Raw genomic sequence first — 17611 nt, 5'->3', positions numbered from 1 at the left:
CTTTTTTATATATTTGTCCTAATTCTTGTATATTCATTTTTATATAAAATTAGAACAAGTGAAACCATCTTGACACCTCTCTAATTTTTCTGAGTAAAAATGTACTACAAATCATCAAATTACCTGCAAAATTTATATATACATGGATAACTTTATTTGTTTCATTTAAAAAGCTATTATGCTATAATATACGATAGTGCTTCAAGAAGGATTCGACATAATATTCAACAGTGTGACAGGAGGGTTATTATGGCTACAGAAGCGTTAAGAGACGTTGCAATTATATTGCTGTTTACTAAATTGTTCGGGGTTATTACAAGAAAATATAGCATGACTCAAGTTTTAGGCGCTTTGCTTGCAGGGATTATCCTGGGGCCTACAGTTTTTAATATATTCCACGATCATCATTTTATAGAAACAATGGGTGAAATAGGTGTTATTATTATTTTATTCGTTGCAGGTATGCAAACAGATTTAAGAGAGCTAAAAAAATGTAGTAAGGCAATGATTTTCATCGCCGTATTAGGGGTTATTTTTCCCTTTTTAGGTGGATTTGCTGTTGCATCTTTTTTTGGTCTTCCTATGTTAGAAACTATTTTTATAGGGATTATTCTTACAACAACATCTGTTAGTATTACAGTAGAAACTTTAATGGAATTAGGAAAGTTAAGAACTTCTACAGGGGTTGCCATTATCGGTGCTGCAGTTCTTGATGACATCTTAGGAATTATTATTTTAACTTTTTTAATAGGAAGATTAGATCCTACAACAACATCTTTTTCAATGGAATTGCTAAAAATAGCAGGATTTTTTATATTTGTTCTTATTGCAGGTGTAATATTTCGTTTTCTTTTTAATTGGTTTAGCGAAAGAGAAGGTAAAAAGCGTAGAATCCCTGTTTTTGGATTTGTATTTTGTTTGGTTTTAGCTTATGTTGCTAGCCTTTTCTCAGTACCTGATATTACAGGGGCTTATATTGCTGGTTTAATTGTTTGTAACACCGTTGAATCTGACTATATAGAGCATAAACTAGAAGTGCTATCGTATATGTTTTTTGCACCAATGCACTTTGCCTATATCGGTATTAATACAGTTATTGGTCCAATGGAAGGCAGAATTATTTTATTTATAGCCGTATTGTCTATCGTTGCTATTTTGACAAAAATAGGTGGATGTACATTAGGGGCAAAACTTTCAGGTTTTAAAGGCAAACAATCTGTTCAAATAGGTATTGGTATGGTATGTAGAGGTGAAATTGCTTTAATTATTGCCAACAGAGGTTATAACTTAGGTCTTATTTCAGAAAAATATTTTGTACCTGTAATTATTGTAATCATAATCACCACGTTGATTACGCCTTTACTATTAAAACTAGCTTTTAGAGGTGATTCTGAAGAGATACCAACGCCTACACATTCAAGCCATCAAGCGGTTTCATAGATTTTCTCTACAACAAAAATTGTTATAACGACTCTTTTGAGTCGTTTTTTTGTATAACTTTTTATGATATACTGATAATATGATTAAATTTTAAAATACGATAGAACCCTCAGAACATAATTATTTATCTATAAAAATGAATACAGTGCATTAAATAGCGACATGCTAATTTTAGGTTATTTTAAGAGGAGGATTAGAAATGAAAGATTATATCGTAACCATTCAATCTTTACTAAAAGATAAAAACCTAGATGCATTAAAAGAAATTGCAAATAAAACAGAAACTTGGAATTTAATAGATGTTTTCAAAGAGTTAGAAGATGATAATGATACAGTTGTTTTGTTTAGATTGTTATCAAAAGACAAAGCACTTAATGTCTTTGAACAACTTGACTTAGATTTGCAAGAAAATTTATTATTATCCTTTACAGACCAAAAATCAACTGAGATTATAAAAGACTTAGCACCAGATGATAGAGCAAGATTATTAGATGAACTGCCAGCAAAAGTAGCAAAAAAATTACTTGATTCTTTATCTTTTGAAGATCGTCAAATAACAGCAGACTTATTAGGTTATGAAAGTGAAACTGCTGGTAGAATAATGACACCTAAGTATATTTCATTAAAAAAACATCTTACTGTAAAAGAAGCAACTAATAAAATACGTGAAATTGCCAATCAGAAAAACCCAGAAACTGTTTATACTATTTTTATAACAAATGAAAATAGAATTCTAGAAGGTATTGTGTCCTTAAGAGACTTACTTATAAATGATGATGATACAAAGCTAGAAACACTAATGACTAAAGATTTTACAAATGTTTATACAGATACAGATCAAGAAAAAGTAGCAAAATTACTACAACACCGGGACTTATTATCTGTTCCAGTACTAGATAAAGAAAGCAGACTAGTTGGTATCGTAACTGTTGATGATGCTATGGATATTCTAGAAGATGAAACAACAGATGATATTTTTGATAAAGTTGGTTTGCTTGATATTAATCAAAGAGAAACCAATAGAAGCGCTGCCCTTGTGAGAGGTTCTATGATAGATGTTTGGAAAGCTAGAATCCCATTTTTGCTTATTACTTTAGCTGGTGGTCTTTTAGCAGGTTTGGTTATAGACGTTTTCGAAGAAACTCTTGAATCTATTGCTGCTGTAGCCATTTTTATACCTGTCATCATGGATATGGGTGGCAATGTAGGTACTCAATCCTCAACAATCTTTACTCGTGCACTTATATTAGGGCAAATTAATATCCAAAATTTTTCTAGACATCTTTTTAGAGAAATGTATGTTGGATTTAGTATGGGTGTTATTTTAGGTTCTCTAGCCGGCATTATTGCACATATATGGCAAGGCATTCCAGGTCTTGGTATTGCAATTGGAATTGCCTTAACCCTTACAATTACCCTTGCAACAAGTTTAGGTTATTTTGTACCTTATGTATTAGTTAAATTAGGCTTTGATCAAGCTGCAGGATCTGACCCAATTATTACAACTATAAAAGACATCTCTGGTTTAGCAATTTATTTCTTCCTTGTACAATATTTCTTATCCCACTTACTATAATAATATGGTATATAGAAAATACAAATTCACTTTCATCCATAAATTTGTATATAGTATAGTAAATCAGGTTTTAAATGTGATTTACTATTTTTATACTATTGTTAACTCACTCTCCCAAAAGGAGGTTAAATTATGAATTTAATTACTTTTAGCTCAAGAGTATTAGTTGCTTTTTTATTAGGGATTCTTATTGGTACAGAAAGACAATGGCGACAAAGGATGGCAGGCCTTAGAACAAATGCATTAGTTGCTGTAGGTTCATCCTTATTTGTACTACTATCTGCAATGGTTGAATTTGACTCTAGCCCTACACGTACTGCTGCTGCCGTAGTATCTGGTATTGGTTTTTTAGGTGGAGGGGTTATCCTTCGAGAGGGCTTTCATGTAAGGGGGTTAAATACAGCAGCTACCTTATGGTGTTCTGCTGCCGTTGGTGTCCTATGTGGTGGCGGCTTCCTGGTTGAAGCCTTTATTGGAACTTTAGTCATTCTTATGGCTAATACAGTACTTAGACGCATTCAATATAAAATGAATCAATCTCATTACAAAAGTATGGAATTAGAACTGTCTTATCGACTACAATTGGTTTGTACCTTAGAAGACGTTGGTCATATTCGGGCTAGAACTGTTGAGGTTCTAAGCAAAAGTCCTTTAATACTCATTTCTCTTTCTAGTGAAGAGACTGATAACCCATTGTATATGGAGGTTACAGCTGAGATTCTATCCACCGTAGGCAATAAAGAATTGCTAGAAAAGGTTGTACAAGAATTAAGTCTAGAAAAAACAATTTCTTCTATAAAATGGAACATTGCAATGAGTTAAAAAAAGCTCCCAAATTTTATACTTGGGAGCTTTTTACTATATGTGTGTTTTTCTTAAGATACTTTCACTACTGTTAATTCTACTTCTTCACCATTGATATTCCATTCTTTAGAATACCCTGATTCATCTTTACCTACATTGGCTTCTTTTGCTAATACTTCGTCTATGATTTCTTCTTTATTTTTTTCAATAATTGCTACAAGTTTGTCATTATTTTGATAGAATACTTTTATATGATCTGTTACTTCAAATCCTGCTTCTTTACGCATTGTTTGTATTTTACTAATGACTTCTCTTACATAACCTTCTTCAATTAATGTCTCTGTAAGATTGGTATCTAATACAACGGTTACATCTTTATCAGAATCCGTTACAAATCCTTCTTTTTCAACGGCTTCTATTAATAGATCTTCTTCAAGCAATTCAATTTCTTGACCCTCTATATTTAATATAAGCTTTCCATTGGCTTTAAGTTCATTCATTGCATTATTGCCATCTACTTCAGATAGCCCTTGTCTTATTTGTTGAATGAGTTTACCATACTTTGGCCCTAATGTTTTTAATTGTGGTTTAAAGGCATAGGAAGTAAAGGCACTCATATCTTCTAAGAAGATAACTTCTTTAATATTTAACTCTTCTGCAATGATTTCTTTGTATGAATCCTCTAATTGGTTTTTAGCTCCTACATACATTGTACCAATAGGTTGTCTATTCTTAATATTAGCAGAGTTTCTACACGCACGTCCTTGTACTACGATTTGAAGTACTAAGTCCATATTCTCTTCTAATTTTGTATCAATGATTTCTTCATTTACTACTGGGAAATCACACAAGTGAACACTAATTGGTTCTTCTTTGCTAAAGTTTGTTACTAAATTTTTATATATTTCTTCAGCCATAAATGGTATAAATGGTGCTGATACTTTTGTAAGGGTTGTAAGAGTTGTATACAATGTCATATAAGCGTTGATCTTATCTTGTGGCATATCTTTTTGCCAGAATCTTTCTCTACTTCTTCTTACATACCAATTACTTAAATCATCAACAAATTCTTGTAAAGCCCTTGCAGATTCAGTAATTCTATAGTTATCTAAATTAGTATCCACTGTTTTAATTAATGTGTTTAATTTAGATAATAACCATTTATCCATTTGGTTTAACTTATCATATTCTAATTTGTACTGTGTTGGATCAAATTGATCTATATTGGCATAAAGCACATAGAATGCATATGTGTTCCATAGGGTCCCCATAAACTTTCTTTGACCTTCAACTACTGCATCGTCATAGAAACGGTTTGGTAACCATGGTGCACTATTTACATAGAAGTACCATCTAATAGCATCCGCTCCATATTTTTCTAATGCTTCAAAAGGATCTACTGCATTGCCTTTTGATTTGGACATTTTTTGTCCGTTTTCATCTTGAACCAATCCTAGTACAATAACATTTTTAAAGGCTGGCTCATCAAATAATAATGTAGAAATTGCAAGTAATGAATAGAACCATCCTCTTGTTTGGTCTACTGCTTCTGATATAAAATCTGCTGGGAAGTTGTCTTCAAAGATTTCCTTGTTCTCAAATGGATAATGCCATTGAGCAAAAGGCATAGCCCCTGAATCAAACCAACAGTCAATTACCACATCTACACGTTTCATTTTACTACTACATTTTTCACAGTTGATTAACACTTCATCAATATATGGTCTATGAAGTTCAATATCATCAGGACAATTATCTGACATTGATTTTAATTCTTCTATACTTCCAACAGAATGTCTATGGCCACATTCACATTCCCAAATATTAAGTGGTGTACCCCAATATCTATCACGGCTAAGTCCCCAATCTAGAACATTGTTTAACCAATCTCCAAATCGACGCTTACCAATACTTTCTGGAAGCCAATTGATCTTATTGTTATTGGCAATAAGTCTTTCCTTAACTTCTGTCATTTTTACAAACCAAGTATCTTTTGCGTAATATAATAGTGGTGTATCACAACGCCAGCAATGTGGATATGAATGTTCATAGTCTAGGGATTTGAATAACAATCCTTTTTCAGTTAAATCTTTTATAATTTGTGGATCTGCATCTTTTGCAAACTTTCCTGTATAAGGTGCTGCTTCAGGTACAAACTCACCTTTTTCATCTACTAATTGAACGAATGGTAATTCATATTTTCTACCTACTTGTGAATCGTCTTCACCAAATGCAGGGGCTATATGAACAATACCTGTACCATCTGATAAAGTAACAAAGTCTGCACATGTTACGTAGAAAGCTTTTCCTTCTACTTGTGCAAAATCAAATAAAGGCTCATACTCTTTATATTCAAGATCTTTACCTTTGTATTTTTCTATTACTTCATATTCTAATTCTCCAACTACTTTGCTTACTAGTTCTTCTGCAAGAATATAGTAACCATCTTCTAATTTTATTTTTACATAAGTTTCATTAGGATTAACACATAGGGCAACATTAGAAGGTAGTGTCCAAGGTGTTGTTGTCCAAGCTAAGAAAAACTCATCTTCTTTGTCTTTTAATCTAAATTTTGCTATTGCTGATGCTTCTTTGACATCTTTATAGCCTTGAGCTACTTCATGGCTTGATAAAGGTGTTCCACATCTTGCACAGTAAGGAACAATTTTATGTCCTTTGTATAACAATCCTTTGTCCCATATTTGTCTAAGAGCCCACCAAATAGATTCAATATAATTGTTGTCATAAGTTACATATGGATCGTCCATGTCAGCCCAAAAACCAACTTTTCCACTGAAATCTTCCCACATGCCTTTGTACTTCCAAACACTTTCTTTACATTGATTAATAAATGGTTCTAATCCGTACTCTTCAATTTGATCTTTTCCATCTAGACCTAAAAGTTTTTCTACTTCAAGTTCTACAGGAAGTCCATGGGTATCCCATCCTGCTTTTCTAAGAACTTTATAGCCTTTCATAGTTCTATATCTTGGAATTAAGTCTTTTATTACACGTGTTAAAACATGCCCAATATGTGGCTTTCCATTGGCTGTTGGTGGTCCATCATAAAATGTATATGTTGGTCCCTCTTTTCTAAAATCAATACTTTTTTCAAATACTTCGTTTTCTTTCCAGAAATCTAATACTTTCTTTTCTCTCTCGACAAAATTAAGGTTGGTTGATACTTTCTCGTACACCTTAATACCTCCTAATCTAATGTGAGTCTATATAAATTTCACAAATACAATATGAAAGTATTAATTTCAAACTTGCTTGCAAGGATTTGAAATTAATGTTTTCAACAAAGCTTGTGGCTCTTACAAAGCAAGAGGCATAGGCTTCGTTATTTTTAACCGCTACTTTATAGCCCATGCTTAACTGTACTTAAACACAGACATGTCAATATACTATTATATAGTTAATAATCTAATTTGTAAAGGTTTCTAAGACATTTTCGTATATACAGATAACTTTACATATGCTATAATGTTGCTAAAATTTGTATATGTTAAAATAACAATAGAATTTATTTGTTATACTATCTTTATACAACGGATGAAATAGAGAGGATTGAATATAAATGAATCTAACTTTATTGACAGATTTTTATGAACTAACTATGATGCAAGGATATTTCAAATCCTATGATCGAGATGGAAAAGTAATATTTGACTTTTTTTATCGTACAAATCCTTGTGATGGCTCTTACTCCATTGCTGCTGGCTTAGAACAAGTAATTGATTATATTAATAATCTTAACTTTTCACCAGAAGATATTCAATATTTAAGAGAACAAAAAATATTTGAGGAAGATTTTTTAGACTATTTATCCCATTTTAAATTTACAGGTGACATCTATAGTGTACCTGAGGGTACAGTTATATTTCCAAATGAACCTGTTATGAAAATCATTGCCCCTATAATGGAAGCTCAAATTATAGAAACAGGTGTTTTAAATATAATGAACCATCAAAGTCTAATAGCCACAAAAGCTTCAAGGGTAAAATGGTCAGCAAAGGATAATATTGTATTAGAGTTCGGTCTTAGAAGAGCTCAAGGTCCTGATGCTGGTATTTATGGCGCTAGAGCCGCAGTTATTGGTGGTTGTTCTGGTACTTCTAATGTTTTAGCTGGTAAATTATTTGATGTGCCGGTTAAGGGAACACATGCTCATAGTTGGGTTATGAGTTATGATGATGAATTGACTGCTTTTAGAACTTATGCCAATTTATATCCTGATGCTTGTCTTTTATTAGTAGATACTTATGATACCATTAGAACTGGTGTGCCTAATGCAATAAAAGTATTTAAAGAACTAAAAGAAAAAGGCATCAAACCTAAATTATATGGCATTCGCCTTGATAGTGGAGACTTAGCTTACTTATCTAAAAAAGCCCGAAAAATGCTTGATAATGCAGGGTTTGAAGATGCCGTTATATCCGCATCTAGTGATTTAGATGAATATCTCATTCAAGATCTTAAATCTCAAGGTGCAGAAATTACTGTATGGGGTGTAGGTACTAACTTAATAACCTCTAAAGACTGCCCTGCTTTTGGTGGTGTTTATAAATTAAGTGCTATATCTAAAGGAGATACTTTTGAACCTAAGATTAAAGTATCTGAAAACCCAGAAAAGATAACAAATCCTGGGAATAAAAAAATCTATCGAGTATATGATAAAGATTCTGGAAAAATTAAAGCAGACTTAATTGCTTTAGACCACGAAGATATAAAAGAAACAGAACCTTTGCTTTTATTTGATCCTAAGGCAACTTGGAAGAGAATGATCCTAAAGCCTGGTACCTTTACTCTTAGAGAATTATTGATACCAATCTTTATAAAAGGTCACTGTGTTTATAACTCACCAAAAGTAATGGATATTCAAAAATACTGTTTTACTGAACTTGAATCTCTATGGCCTGAAACAAGACGTATTATCAACCCACAATATGTTTATGTGGATTTAACCACTAATCTTTATAATTTAAAACAAGAAATGATAGAACGTTTTAGAGAAACTGAAATCTAATTATATAGTATTTAATAAATCCTTCTTGACTTAGGTATTTCTAAGTTATTGAAGGATTTTCTCGTTTAATAAGAGAAAATGCTACATTATATACAACTTTGTCACCACATGTTATAATACATTAGTAAGGGAGGCAAGTTAGATGAAAAAAAGAATACTAGTAATGATAACAGCCACTATTTTTTTTGCTGGATGTAATAATAGAACTTCAAATTATATTCCTATATCAAATACTATCTCTGAAAAAGAAATAGAAAACAAAAGTGAAAATGATTCAGATAGTGCATTGGCTATAGAAGAAATTATTGAAAAAGATTTTAATAATAATACCCAATCACCTGGACATATAATAGATAATAACGACGAAACAAAAGGAATTGATGAATCTATGATTCCAAAGGAACCAGTTATTCCAGAAGAAGTTACTCCTATTAATACTCCTGATAGTGTGACTTCATTGGTAAATAAATTGTATTATTTGCCAAGTAATTATATTCCTAATGATCTTATGATTCCTAATGTTCGATTTTCATTCGAAGGTTATGATGATAAAATGCTGCTTAGAGAAGTTGCGGCTATAGCTTTAGAAGATCTATTTAACGCTGCTGAAGAAGAAGAAAATTTATTTCTATTTGCTGTTTCTGGCTATAGATCTTATCAACGCCAGAAAGCAATATATGAGCGTAATCTTCAAACAAGAGGAGAAGAATGGACAAATAAATACAGTGCAAAACCAGGTCATAGCGAACATCAAACTGGCTTAGCTATGGATGTTACTTCTAAAGCTGTTGGGTTTAATTTGACTTCAGAATTTGCTTCTACTCCTGAGGGACAATGGTTAAAAGCCAATGCCCATCGTTTTGGATTTGTCATTAGCTATCCCGCAGATAAAACCCACATTACAGGTTATAATTTTGAACCTTGGCATATCAGATATGTTGGAATTGATCTGGCTGATATTTTAACAGACAATAATATAACTTTAGATGAATACTACTACATGAATAATTTGACACCTTAAGGTTAAAATTACTCACAAGACTAATAGATGAAGCAGGTGATAAAATGCGTATCATACTTATTGCAATTTATATTATCTTATACTTTATATTGACTTTACCTTTTTTACTTATAGGGTACATTATAGGGTTGTTCAGTAAAAAGGCACAATATAAATACACCTTATACTTTGGCAAAATTTGGTCAAGTCATCTTTTATCCATGGCTGGCACAAAAATAACCGTTACAGGACTTGAAAACATACCAAAAGGACCAGCCTTATTTATTGGAAATCATCGAAGCTGGTTTGATATTCCTGTATTATTTAAGCATTTACCAAATTCAACAGGCTTTATTGCAAAAAAAGAAATGAAAAAAGTTCCTATTATGAGTTGGTGGATGACTTCTGCTGGCTGTTTGTTTCTTGATAGACACGATGTAAGAGCAGCTATGAAAACCATGATCGCTGGGGTAGAGTTATTAAAAAACGGCCATTCTATGGTTATTTTTCCAGAGGGTACTCGTTCAAAGACAGATGATATGCTGCCATTTAAGCAAGGCAGTTTAAAATTAGCGGAAAAAGCAGGCATTCCTGTTGTGCCTTTTGGCATTAGCAGAAGTGATTATATTCTTGAGAAAAATGGAAAAAGAGTAAAGCCAGCAAATGTACAATTGAACTTTGGAAAACCTGTTTTTCTTAACGAATTAGAGCCTTCAGAACAAAAACAGAGTGCTAAATATGTCCAACATATTGTAAGTGAATTAATTGAAAAATAAGCGTCAAAAAAGATGAGTATTAGGATAGCCGTCCTTTACTCATCTTTTTTTATAATACAGGTGATAAAAGCCTTGATATAGACTCTTTAATTTTTATTATTAAGGACCTTTGCATATACAGGTATTTTGTAATCTCTGTTGAATTTTTTACATCTTCCATAAAGTTCTTTTCTAGTTCCATAGTGGTTTTAGAATTATATATAAATGCATTTACTTCAAAGTTTAATTTAAAACTTCTGATATCCATATTGGCCGTTCCTACGCTACTTACCAACCCATCAATTGTAACCACTTTGCTGTGCAGGAACCCATTATTGTATTTATAACATTTTGCCCCTGCATCAATAAGTTCTCCAATATATGATATGGATGCCCAATAAACAAAGGGATGGTCTGGCTTATCTGGAATCATTACCCTAACATCCACACCTGATAAGGCGGCTATTTTCAAACACTCTAATATAGCATCATCTGGGATTAAATAGGGCGTTTGTATATAAATGCTTTTCTTCGCTTTCATTATCATTTTTAAATAATTGTTTCTTACATTTTGTCTTTTAGAGTCAGGGCCACTTGATACGATTTGTATCCCATTGCTTCCAGCCAATACTTTAGTTGGAAAATACTTTTCATACCTAATAAGATTCTCTCTAGAAGCATAATTCCAGTCTAGGAGGAATCTCATTTGTAAAGAATCTACAGCTGAGCCTATTATTTTCAAATGTGTGTCACGCCAATAACCGAACTTCTTTACTTTTCCAATGTATTCTTTCCCTACATTAAATCCACCTACGAACCCTTGATAGCCATCTATAATTACAATCTTTCTATGGTTTCTAAAATTCACACGTAGATTCACTAAAGGTACAAAAGGTGGAAAGAATTCAGCAATCTTAACACCTGATTTAGCAAGATGTTTCCAAAACTTCTTTTTTACCCGAATACAACCCATTCCATCATATAGTAATCTTACTTCAATACCTTCTCTAGCTTTTTTACAAAGGGTTTCACATAACCTCACTGACAATTCATCGTCTCTAAAAATATAATATTGAATATGAACAAAGGACTTTGCATTGTCTATTGCATCTATTAATGCTTGAAACTTTTTAATACCATCATTGTATATTTCTATTTCGTTATCTGCTGTATACATAGATGAATTACTAACAAGGTTAAACATAATCATATCTCTAAATTCTTGAAACAATGGATCAATGGCTTTATATTCATTCCGATATATTTTTTCTTCTTGCCTTCTTATAACTCGGTTAACCTCGTCTTCAATCTCTTTTACTTTAAATAATTTTTTCCTTCTTAAATCCTGACCTAGCAATAAATAAAGAATAAATCCTCCAATGGGAAAAAATATAAGTATTAGAATCCAAGCCCAAACACTGGTAGGATTTCTTCTTTCGAAAAATACTATAAGAATAGCTAGTAATATATTGATTAGTAATATATTGCTAAATATCCATCTATAACTTGATACAATAAATTCTCCTATTCCCACAGTTATTATCTCTCCATCCAACCTTTGTATTTTTAACATACTATATTTACATTTACTCACCTTATGATTTTTGCCTTCATTATATTATACCAAAAAAGGGTGGAATTAAAAAATATAAATTTAACTATTTCATTTTTTCTTATTTAGTGATAAAATACAATAGGACTTAAAAATACTAAGGAGGGTGCCTATTTATGACATTTTTTCAAGTTACTTTAATAATAATTGCCGTTCTGCTAGGTATTATGGGTATTCTATATCTTGTTGGTAGAAAAATGCAATCAAAGATGGATGAACAAAAATCCTTAATTGACCAACATAAAACTGTTACATCAATACTAATCATTGATAAGAAAAAATTAAAAGCAAAAGATGCTAACCTACCTAAGAATATTCACGACCAAATTCCAAAATATCTTAGATTTAGAAAACTACCTATGGTAAAGGCAAAAATAGGACCAAAAATTACGACTTTATTATGTGATGATAAAGTATTTAATGATTTACCTGTTAAGAAAATGGTAAAAGTAGAATTAGCTGGTGTATATATCGTTGGATTTAAAGGAGCTAAAAAGTAATTTTAGCTACATAACATACTTAAGAAAAAGCTACAGGTGGCAGTTTTTGTTTACCTGTTTTTTTTAACCTTTTATACCAATTAAAAAAGACCTTACAAACACTTATGTAAGGTCTTTTTTTTACTCATATTTACAGCTAACACTTGCTCCAATAAAGTCTCTAAATAAAGGATGCGCTCTATTTGGTCTAGACTTAAATTCTGGATGGAATTGAACACCAACAAACCATGGATGGTCATTAACTTCTACCATTTCTACTAAATGTTCATCTGGAGAAACACCAGATATTACCAGTCCAGCTTCTTCTAATCTATCTCTATACTCATTATTAAACTCATATCTATGTCTATGACGTTCATAAATCAACTCATCATCATAAGCTTCTGCTGCTTTTGTATTGTCTTTTACTTTACAAGGATAAGCACCTAATCTCATGGTACCACCTAATCCATCAATGTCTTTTTGCTCAGGCATTAAGTCAATAACTGGATATGGCGTTTCTGGCACTAATTCCGAACTGTGTGCACCACTTAAGTTTAATACATTTCTTGCATATTCAATAACGGCACACTGCATTCCAAGACAGATTCCAAAGAAAGGTATTTTGTTCTCTCTTGCATATTGTATTGCCAAAATTTTTCCTTCTACACCTCTATCACCGAATCCACCTGGAACTAGAATACCATTTAATCCATCTAAATTTTCTTTCATATTTGATTCATCTAATTCTTCAGAATTAATCCATCTAATATCCACTTGGGTTGAGTGAAAGATTCCACCGTGTTTTAGTGATTCTACTATTGATAAGTAAGCATCGTGTAATTCAACGTATTTTCCAACTAATCCTATAGTTACTTCCTTGTCAACATTTTTTTCTTTTTGTACCATATTGGTCCAGTCCGTTAAATTTGGAGGTGTACAGCCTAAGTTAAACTTTTTACATACTATATCTGCAAGACCTTGCTCTTCTAGCATTAAAGGTACTTCATACAATGTTTCTGCATCAAGATTTTGTATTACACAATCTTTATCTACATTACAGAATAAGGCTAATTTTTCAATCATATCTTCTGACATTTCTTGTTCCGAACGACATACTAATATATCTGGTTGAATACCAATAGAACGTAGTTCTTTTACAGAATGTTGTGTTGGTTTTGTTTTCATTTCACCAGATTTTGATAAATATGGGATTAGTGTTACATGGATATATAGAACATTTTCTCTTCCTACATCAGACGCAACTTGTCTAATAGCTTCTAAGAAAGGTAAACTTTCTATATCACCTACTGTACCACCAATTTCAGTTATAACGATCTCTGATTGATTGTTTTTACCTACTCTGTATGCTCTGTCTTTTATAGCGTTTGTTATGTGAGGAATTACTTGTACAGTGGCTCCTAGGAATTCCCCTTTTCTTTCTTTGTTTAGGATTGACCAATATATTTTTCCAGTAGTTACACTGCTATATTGGGAAAGATTTTCATCAATAAATCTTTCATAATGACCTAAATCTAAATCCGTTTCAGCGCCATCTTCTGTTACAAACACTTCTCCATGTTGATATGGACTCATCGTACCAGGATCAATATTAATGTAAGGGTCAAACTTTTGAATAGTAACTTTCTTACCTCGCTCTTTTAACAACCTTCCTAATGCTGCGGCTGTTATCCCTTTACCTAAGCCTGATACTACACCTCCTGTAACAAAAATATACTTCGTTTGCATCCTTTTCACCTCTATTATTTTTCTTTATCATTTGGTTTTCTTGAAATAGATTATATGAAGTAAGTTATAATTACTTATAATTTACATTAAAAAATTTTATTGCTAAATTTATATCTCTAAAACAGTACCACAATTAATATATTTTAAAGGTAGTTTAGGCGTTAGTCAAGTCACTTTTTAATATTCTTGTTATATTCTTGTATAAATTGTAATACCTTATCTAATTGCATATCTTTTTCTTGTACATTATCTTTTAATATTTCATTTAACTTTAATTGGGTGCTTAAATCGCATACACCATAAGGGTATAAACCATGGTCTCTTTGAAAAGATTTTATTCCCTCAAAGGTTTTTTGAGTATATTCATTTGAAATGTTCCCTTCATAATACCCTAAGTACTTTAATATCTCATTTATTTCATAGATCCTATCATCTTTCATATTCATACTATATCTTATTGTAGGTTCTGGTAATAAATACGGTATCTTTACTTCTATATTTGGTTTAATACCTATATCATTTATTTTACTTCTATTGCGACTAAAGTATTCTTCTACTGTTAATTTGAATGCGGAGTTCCCAAAATTGTATAAATGTTGGACCACACCTTTGCCATATGTTTGCTCTCCAACAATTAATCCAGCACCTGACTCTACTATAGCACTTGCTAAGATTTCAGAAGCTGATGCCGTGTATTCATTTGTGATGACAATGATTTGTTCAAAAACTTTATTCTCTAAATAGCTGTAATACACTTGTTCCTCTCCATTTTTATTTACTGTATATAACACCGGTCCCTCTGGCACTAACATTCTAGCAATATTTATTGCTTGATTCATATAACCACCTGTGTTATTTCTTAAATCAAGTACAAGGTAATCCTTCTCAGCTTCTTGTGCTTTTATTAGCATTTTTGCAAAGTCATCTGATACACTTTCACTGAATCTAGATATATATATGTACTCTATAGTTTGTAGTAATTCTTTTTCATATACATTCTCAAATTTACTTAAATCTTCTGTATATACAGAAGAAACATTTATTCTACCTCTCGTAATTTCTTGAGTTATTATTTCATTATTTCTATTTATGGTCAATATTACTTTTGTTCCTAACTCTCCTCTAATAATAGCTACTGCACCATCCACACTTAACCCTTCAATTGATTGTCCATCCACTTCTAAAATAATATCTCCAACTAAGAGTCCTGCTTTTTCTGCCGGTGTATCTCTTAGTACATTAACAATTTTTACATACTCATCAGCCTTTTGTAATTCTGCTCCAATACCATAAAAGCTTCCTTCTAAAGCAACAAAGAATTCATCATATTCTTTTGCAGTATAAAATTCACTATAAGAGTCAAGGACTTCAAACATTCCCTTTAATGCCCCATAATAAAGGATTTCTTCGTTTATTTCACTACCTACATAGTTATCTAGTATAAACTCCATAAGTACTTTTATATCTTCCCCTGTTGAATCTGATGTTATCCCATTGGCATTTACTGAAGTAAATAATAAAATATATATTAAAATGCATCCAATGATTCTTTTTTTCATCTAATCTCCCCCTTATCTAATGCCAACAAAGTCATTTGCTAAATCATATCTTAAATAGTCAATTAAACGATTGATTATTGATGCTGCCTCAATTTTTCTTATATGTTGCCCAGGATTCACACGCCCAGAATTATCCCCTTTTATAATGCCTAAAACCTCTCCTGCTTTTATTTCTCTTCTAGCCCAGTTTGAAATTTTCGAATCATCTACAAATCTGGTTTGAGGCGACTCTGTTACACCAAGTCTTTCTAATCCAATTACCCTTATGTATATAACAAAAGCTTCTTCTCTTGTAATCGGAACATCGACACCAAAGTTTTTACCTTGTCCAACAGTTAATTTTTCATCATAGGCTGTCATTACATATGGATATAATGGATGGGTAGAGGGTACATCATCAAATATCTTCGTTTTCACCCCTCTAGTTCCTACATATTTGGATATATCTAAGTTCATTGCTTTACATAAAGCTTTCACATATTCTCCTCTACTCATTGCTTCATATCTCATGTTAGGATGTGGCTCTTCCGTTAAAATTCCCAGAGCATATAATTGCTCTACATCACTTTTTGCCCAAACATAATTCCCTAATAAGAAATCTAAATTCCTTGCAGGTGTTAACAACCCATCTGATTGATTAGGTATTCTAATTGCTAAGCTGTTATTTCTTTGATTTGGTGTAAGGTGAAGGTTATTTGTTGTTATGGTATATGTTAAACTTGATTCTCTTTCTAACCTTTGATTGTATACTCCTTCAAAACTGTTTGGGAATGGCTCAACCCCTGAGTAGAACATTGCTTTCTTTGCATTCATCACAGGTCTAACTTCTACATTCATCTGCCATCCTTGTCCCTCACTAGAAATGTTCTCTATTGCGAGATTTAAGTTTTGCTTTTCAATCTTAGCCCAAGGTTGCTTAAATCCATAAATATTGTTATATGCTAGTACTTCAATTTTTTCATTTTGATTGCCATTTATATTATACACAGCAAAATACTCTACTACTGAATGAAAATAATTAATACCAGGTCTAATGTCTTCTGTTGCATCTCTAAACAAATAAGATGAATTTTCATTTAATGTATATGTAACCCCATCAATAACAATTGTTTCGCTCCATTTTGAGTTTCTAGCTGTTCTTGATACCTCTGAAGCTGTTTCTATAAAATTATTAAAGGGATTTGTTTTATTTATAAAATACCTTGTATCAAATTCAATATTACGGTTTAATGTGTTCCCTTGACCATCCGTAGCTTGAAATACATATCTTTCTTTGTATGTACTTGCATTATTTCTATTCATTATATCTTTATTTCTAGTTATTCTAAGGGTTCCTTCAAATTCAACAGGTCTCCCACTTATAAAAATCACTTCTTTGTATACTAGATCTATTGTGTTTTGTCTTGGTAGTGGCACTAGCTCATCAATTCGTCTTGGCAAATTCGTTCCTTCAGAAATACCTCCAAAAAAACCTGATTCACCTTCAGCCCCAAAACTTATTACACTATTCAACATTAATAACAGAAGTATCCCTACTAATAGCTTCACTTTTTTCCCCATTTTTATCATCCTCACTTATTATGAAGATAGTTTGATTACAAGTAACCA

12 protein-coding genes are annotated in these 17611 nt (G+C 31.9%); 7 read left to right on the top strand and 5 right to left on the bottom strand.

The features are described 5' to 3' along the window. Positions 1-249 precede the first annotated feature (249 nt). The 3 genes from EDC18_RS10360 (at position 250) to EDC18_RS10350 (ending at position 3838) form a co-directional block, all read left to right on the top strand. Positions 250-1440 carry a cation:proton antiporter gene (locus tag EDC18_RS10360; protein ID WP_132252870.1) on the top strand — a complete coding sequence of 397 codons (1191 nt, stop codon included), beginning with the start codon at positions 250-252 and terminating at the stop codon, positions 1438-1440. Positions 1441-1639: 199 nt separating this feature from the next. Beyond that, positions 1640-3016: a magnesium transporter gene (gene mgtE / locus EDC18_RS10355; RefSeq protein WP_132252867.1), complete on the top strand. Its 1377-nt coding sequence runs from the start codon at positions 1640-1642 to the stop codon at positions 3014-3016. Positions 3017-3148: 132 nt separating this feature from the next. Next, positions 3149-3838, top strand: coding sequence for an MgtC/SapB family protein (locus EDC18_RS10350; RefSeq protein ID WP_132252864.1), 690 nt, complete (start codon positions 3149-3151; stop codon positions 3836-3838). 53 nt (positions 3839-3891) lie between these two features. Here the strand turns inward: EDC18_RS10350 and ileS are convergent, their stop codons facing one another. After that, a complete protein-coding gene (ileS, locus tag EDC18_RS10345; RefSeq protein ID WP_132252862.1) occupies positions 3892-7017 on the bottom strand; it encodes an isoleucine--tRNA ligase in 3126 nt (1041 codons plus the stop codon). A 383-nt stretch (positions 7018-7400) separates the two neighbouring features. Between ileS and EDC18_RS10340 the strand changes: the two genes are divergently transcribed. The 3 genes from EDC18_RS10340 to EDC18_RS10330 all read left to right on the top strand — a co-directional run bounded on the left by EDC18_RS10340 (position 7401) and on the right by EDC18_RS10330 (position 10625). Next, positions 7401-8849, top strand: a complete 1449-nt coding sequence (locus tag EDC18_RS10340) for a nicotinate phosphoribosyltransferase (protein WP_132252859.1) — start codon at positions 7401-7403, stop codon at positions 8847-8849. Positions 8850-8991: 142 nt separating this feature from the next. Continuing rightward, positions 8992-9870 (top strand): M15 family metallopeptidase, encoded by an 879-nt coding sequence (locus tag EDC18_RS10335; protein WP_132252858.1) that lies wholly within the window; start codon positions 8992-8994, stop codon positions 9868-9870. A gap of 44 nt (positions 9871-9914) precedes the next feature. Further along, positions 9915-10625 carry a lysophospholipid acyltransferase family protein gene (locus tag EDC18_RS10330; RefSeq protein WP_132252856.1) on the top strand — a complete coding sequence of 237 codons (711 nt, stop codon included), beginning with the start codon at positions 9915-9917 and terminating at the stop codon, positions 10623-10625. 49 nt (positions 10626-10674) lie between these two features. Here EDC18_RS10330 and cls read toward each other — a convergent pair whose 3' ends face one another. After that, a complete protein-coding gene (gene cls / locus EDC18_RS10325; protein ID WP_132252853.1) occupies positions 10675-12177 on the bottom strand; it encodes a cardiolipin synthase in 1503 nt (500 codons plus the stop codon). Between the two features lie 155 nt (positions 12178-12332). Here cls and EDC18_RS10320 point away from each other — a divergent pair, with 155 nt between their 5' ends. Next, on the top strand, positions 12333-12716 hold the full coding sequence (locus tag EDC18_RS10320) for a hypothetical protein (RefSeq protein WP_132252851.1): 384 nt from the start codon (positions 12333-12335) through the stop codon (positions 12714-12716). A 120-nt stretch (positions 12717-12836) separates the two neighbouring features. On the opposite strand, the gene pyrG is transcribed toward EDC18_RS10320, so the two are convergent. From pyrG to EDC18_RS10305, 3 genes are all read right to left on the bottom strand, one after another. Beyond that, on the bottom strand, positions 12837-14444 hold the full coding sequence (gene pyrG / locus EDC18_RS10315) for a CTP synthase (protein ID WP_132252848.1): 1608 nt from the start codon (positions 14442-14444) through the stop codon (positions 12837-12839). A gap of 170 nt (positions 14445-14614) precedes the next feature. Then, positions 14615-16003, bottom strand: coding sequence for a S41 family peptidase (locus tag EDC18_RS10310; protein WP_132252846.1), 1389 nt, complete (start codon positions 16001-16003; stop codon positions 14615-14617). A gap of 12 nt (positions 16004-16015) precedes the next feature. Then, positions 16016-17563 (bottom strand): S-layer homology domain-containing protein, encoded by a 1548-nt coding sequence (locus EDC18_RS10305; RefSeq protein ID WP_165878554.1) that lies wholly within the window; start codon positions 17561-17563, stop codon positions 16016-16018. Between the last annotated feature and the right edge of the window lie 48 nt (positions 17564-17611).

This window comes from Natranaerovirga pectinivora (assembly GCF_004342165.1).
Lineage (GTDB): Bacteria > Bacillota > Clostridia > Lachnospirales > DSM-24629 > Natranaerovirga > Natranaerovirga pectinivora.
Note: the sequence above shows the minus strand (reverse complement) of the source record. Positions and strands in the feature narration are given on the sequence as shown.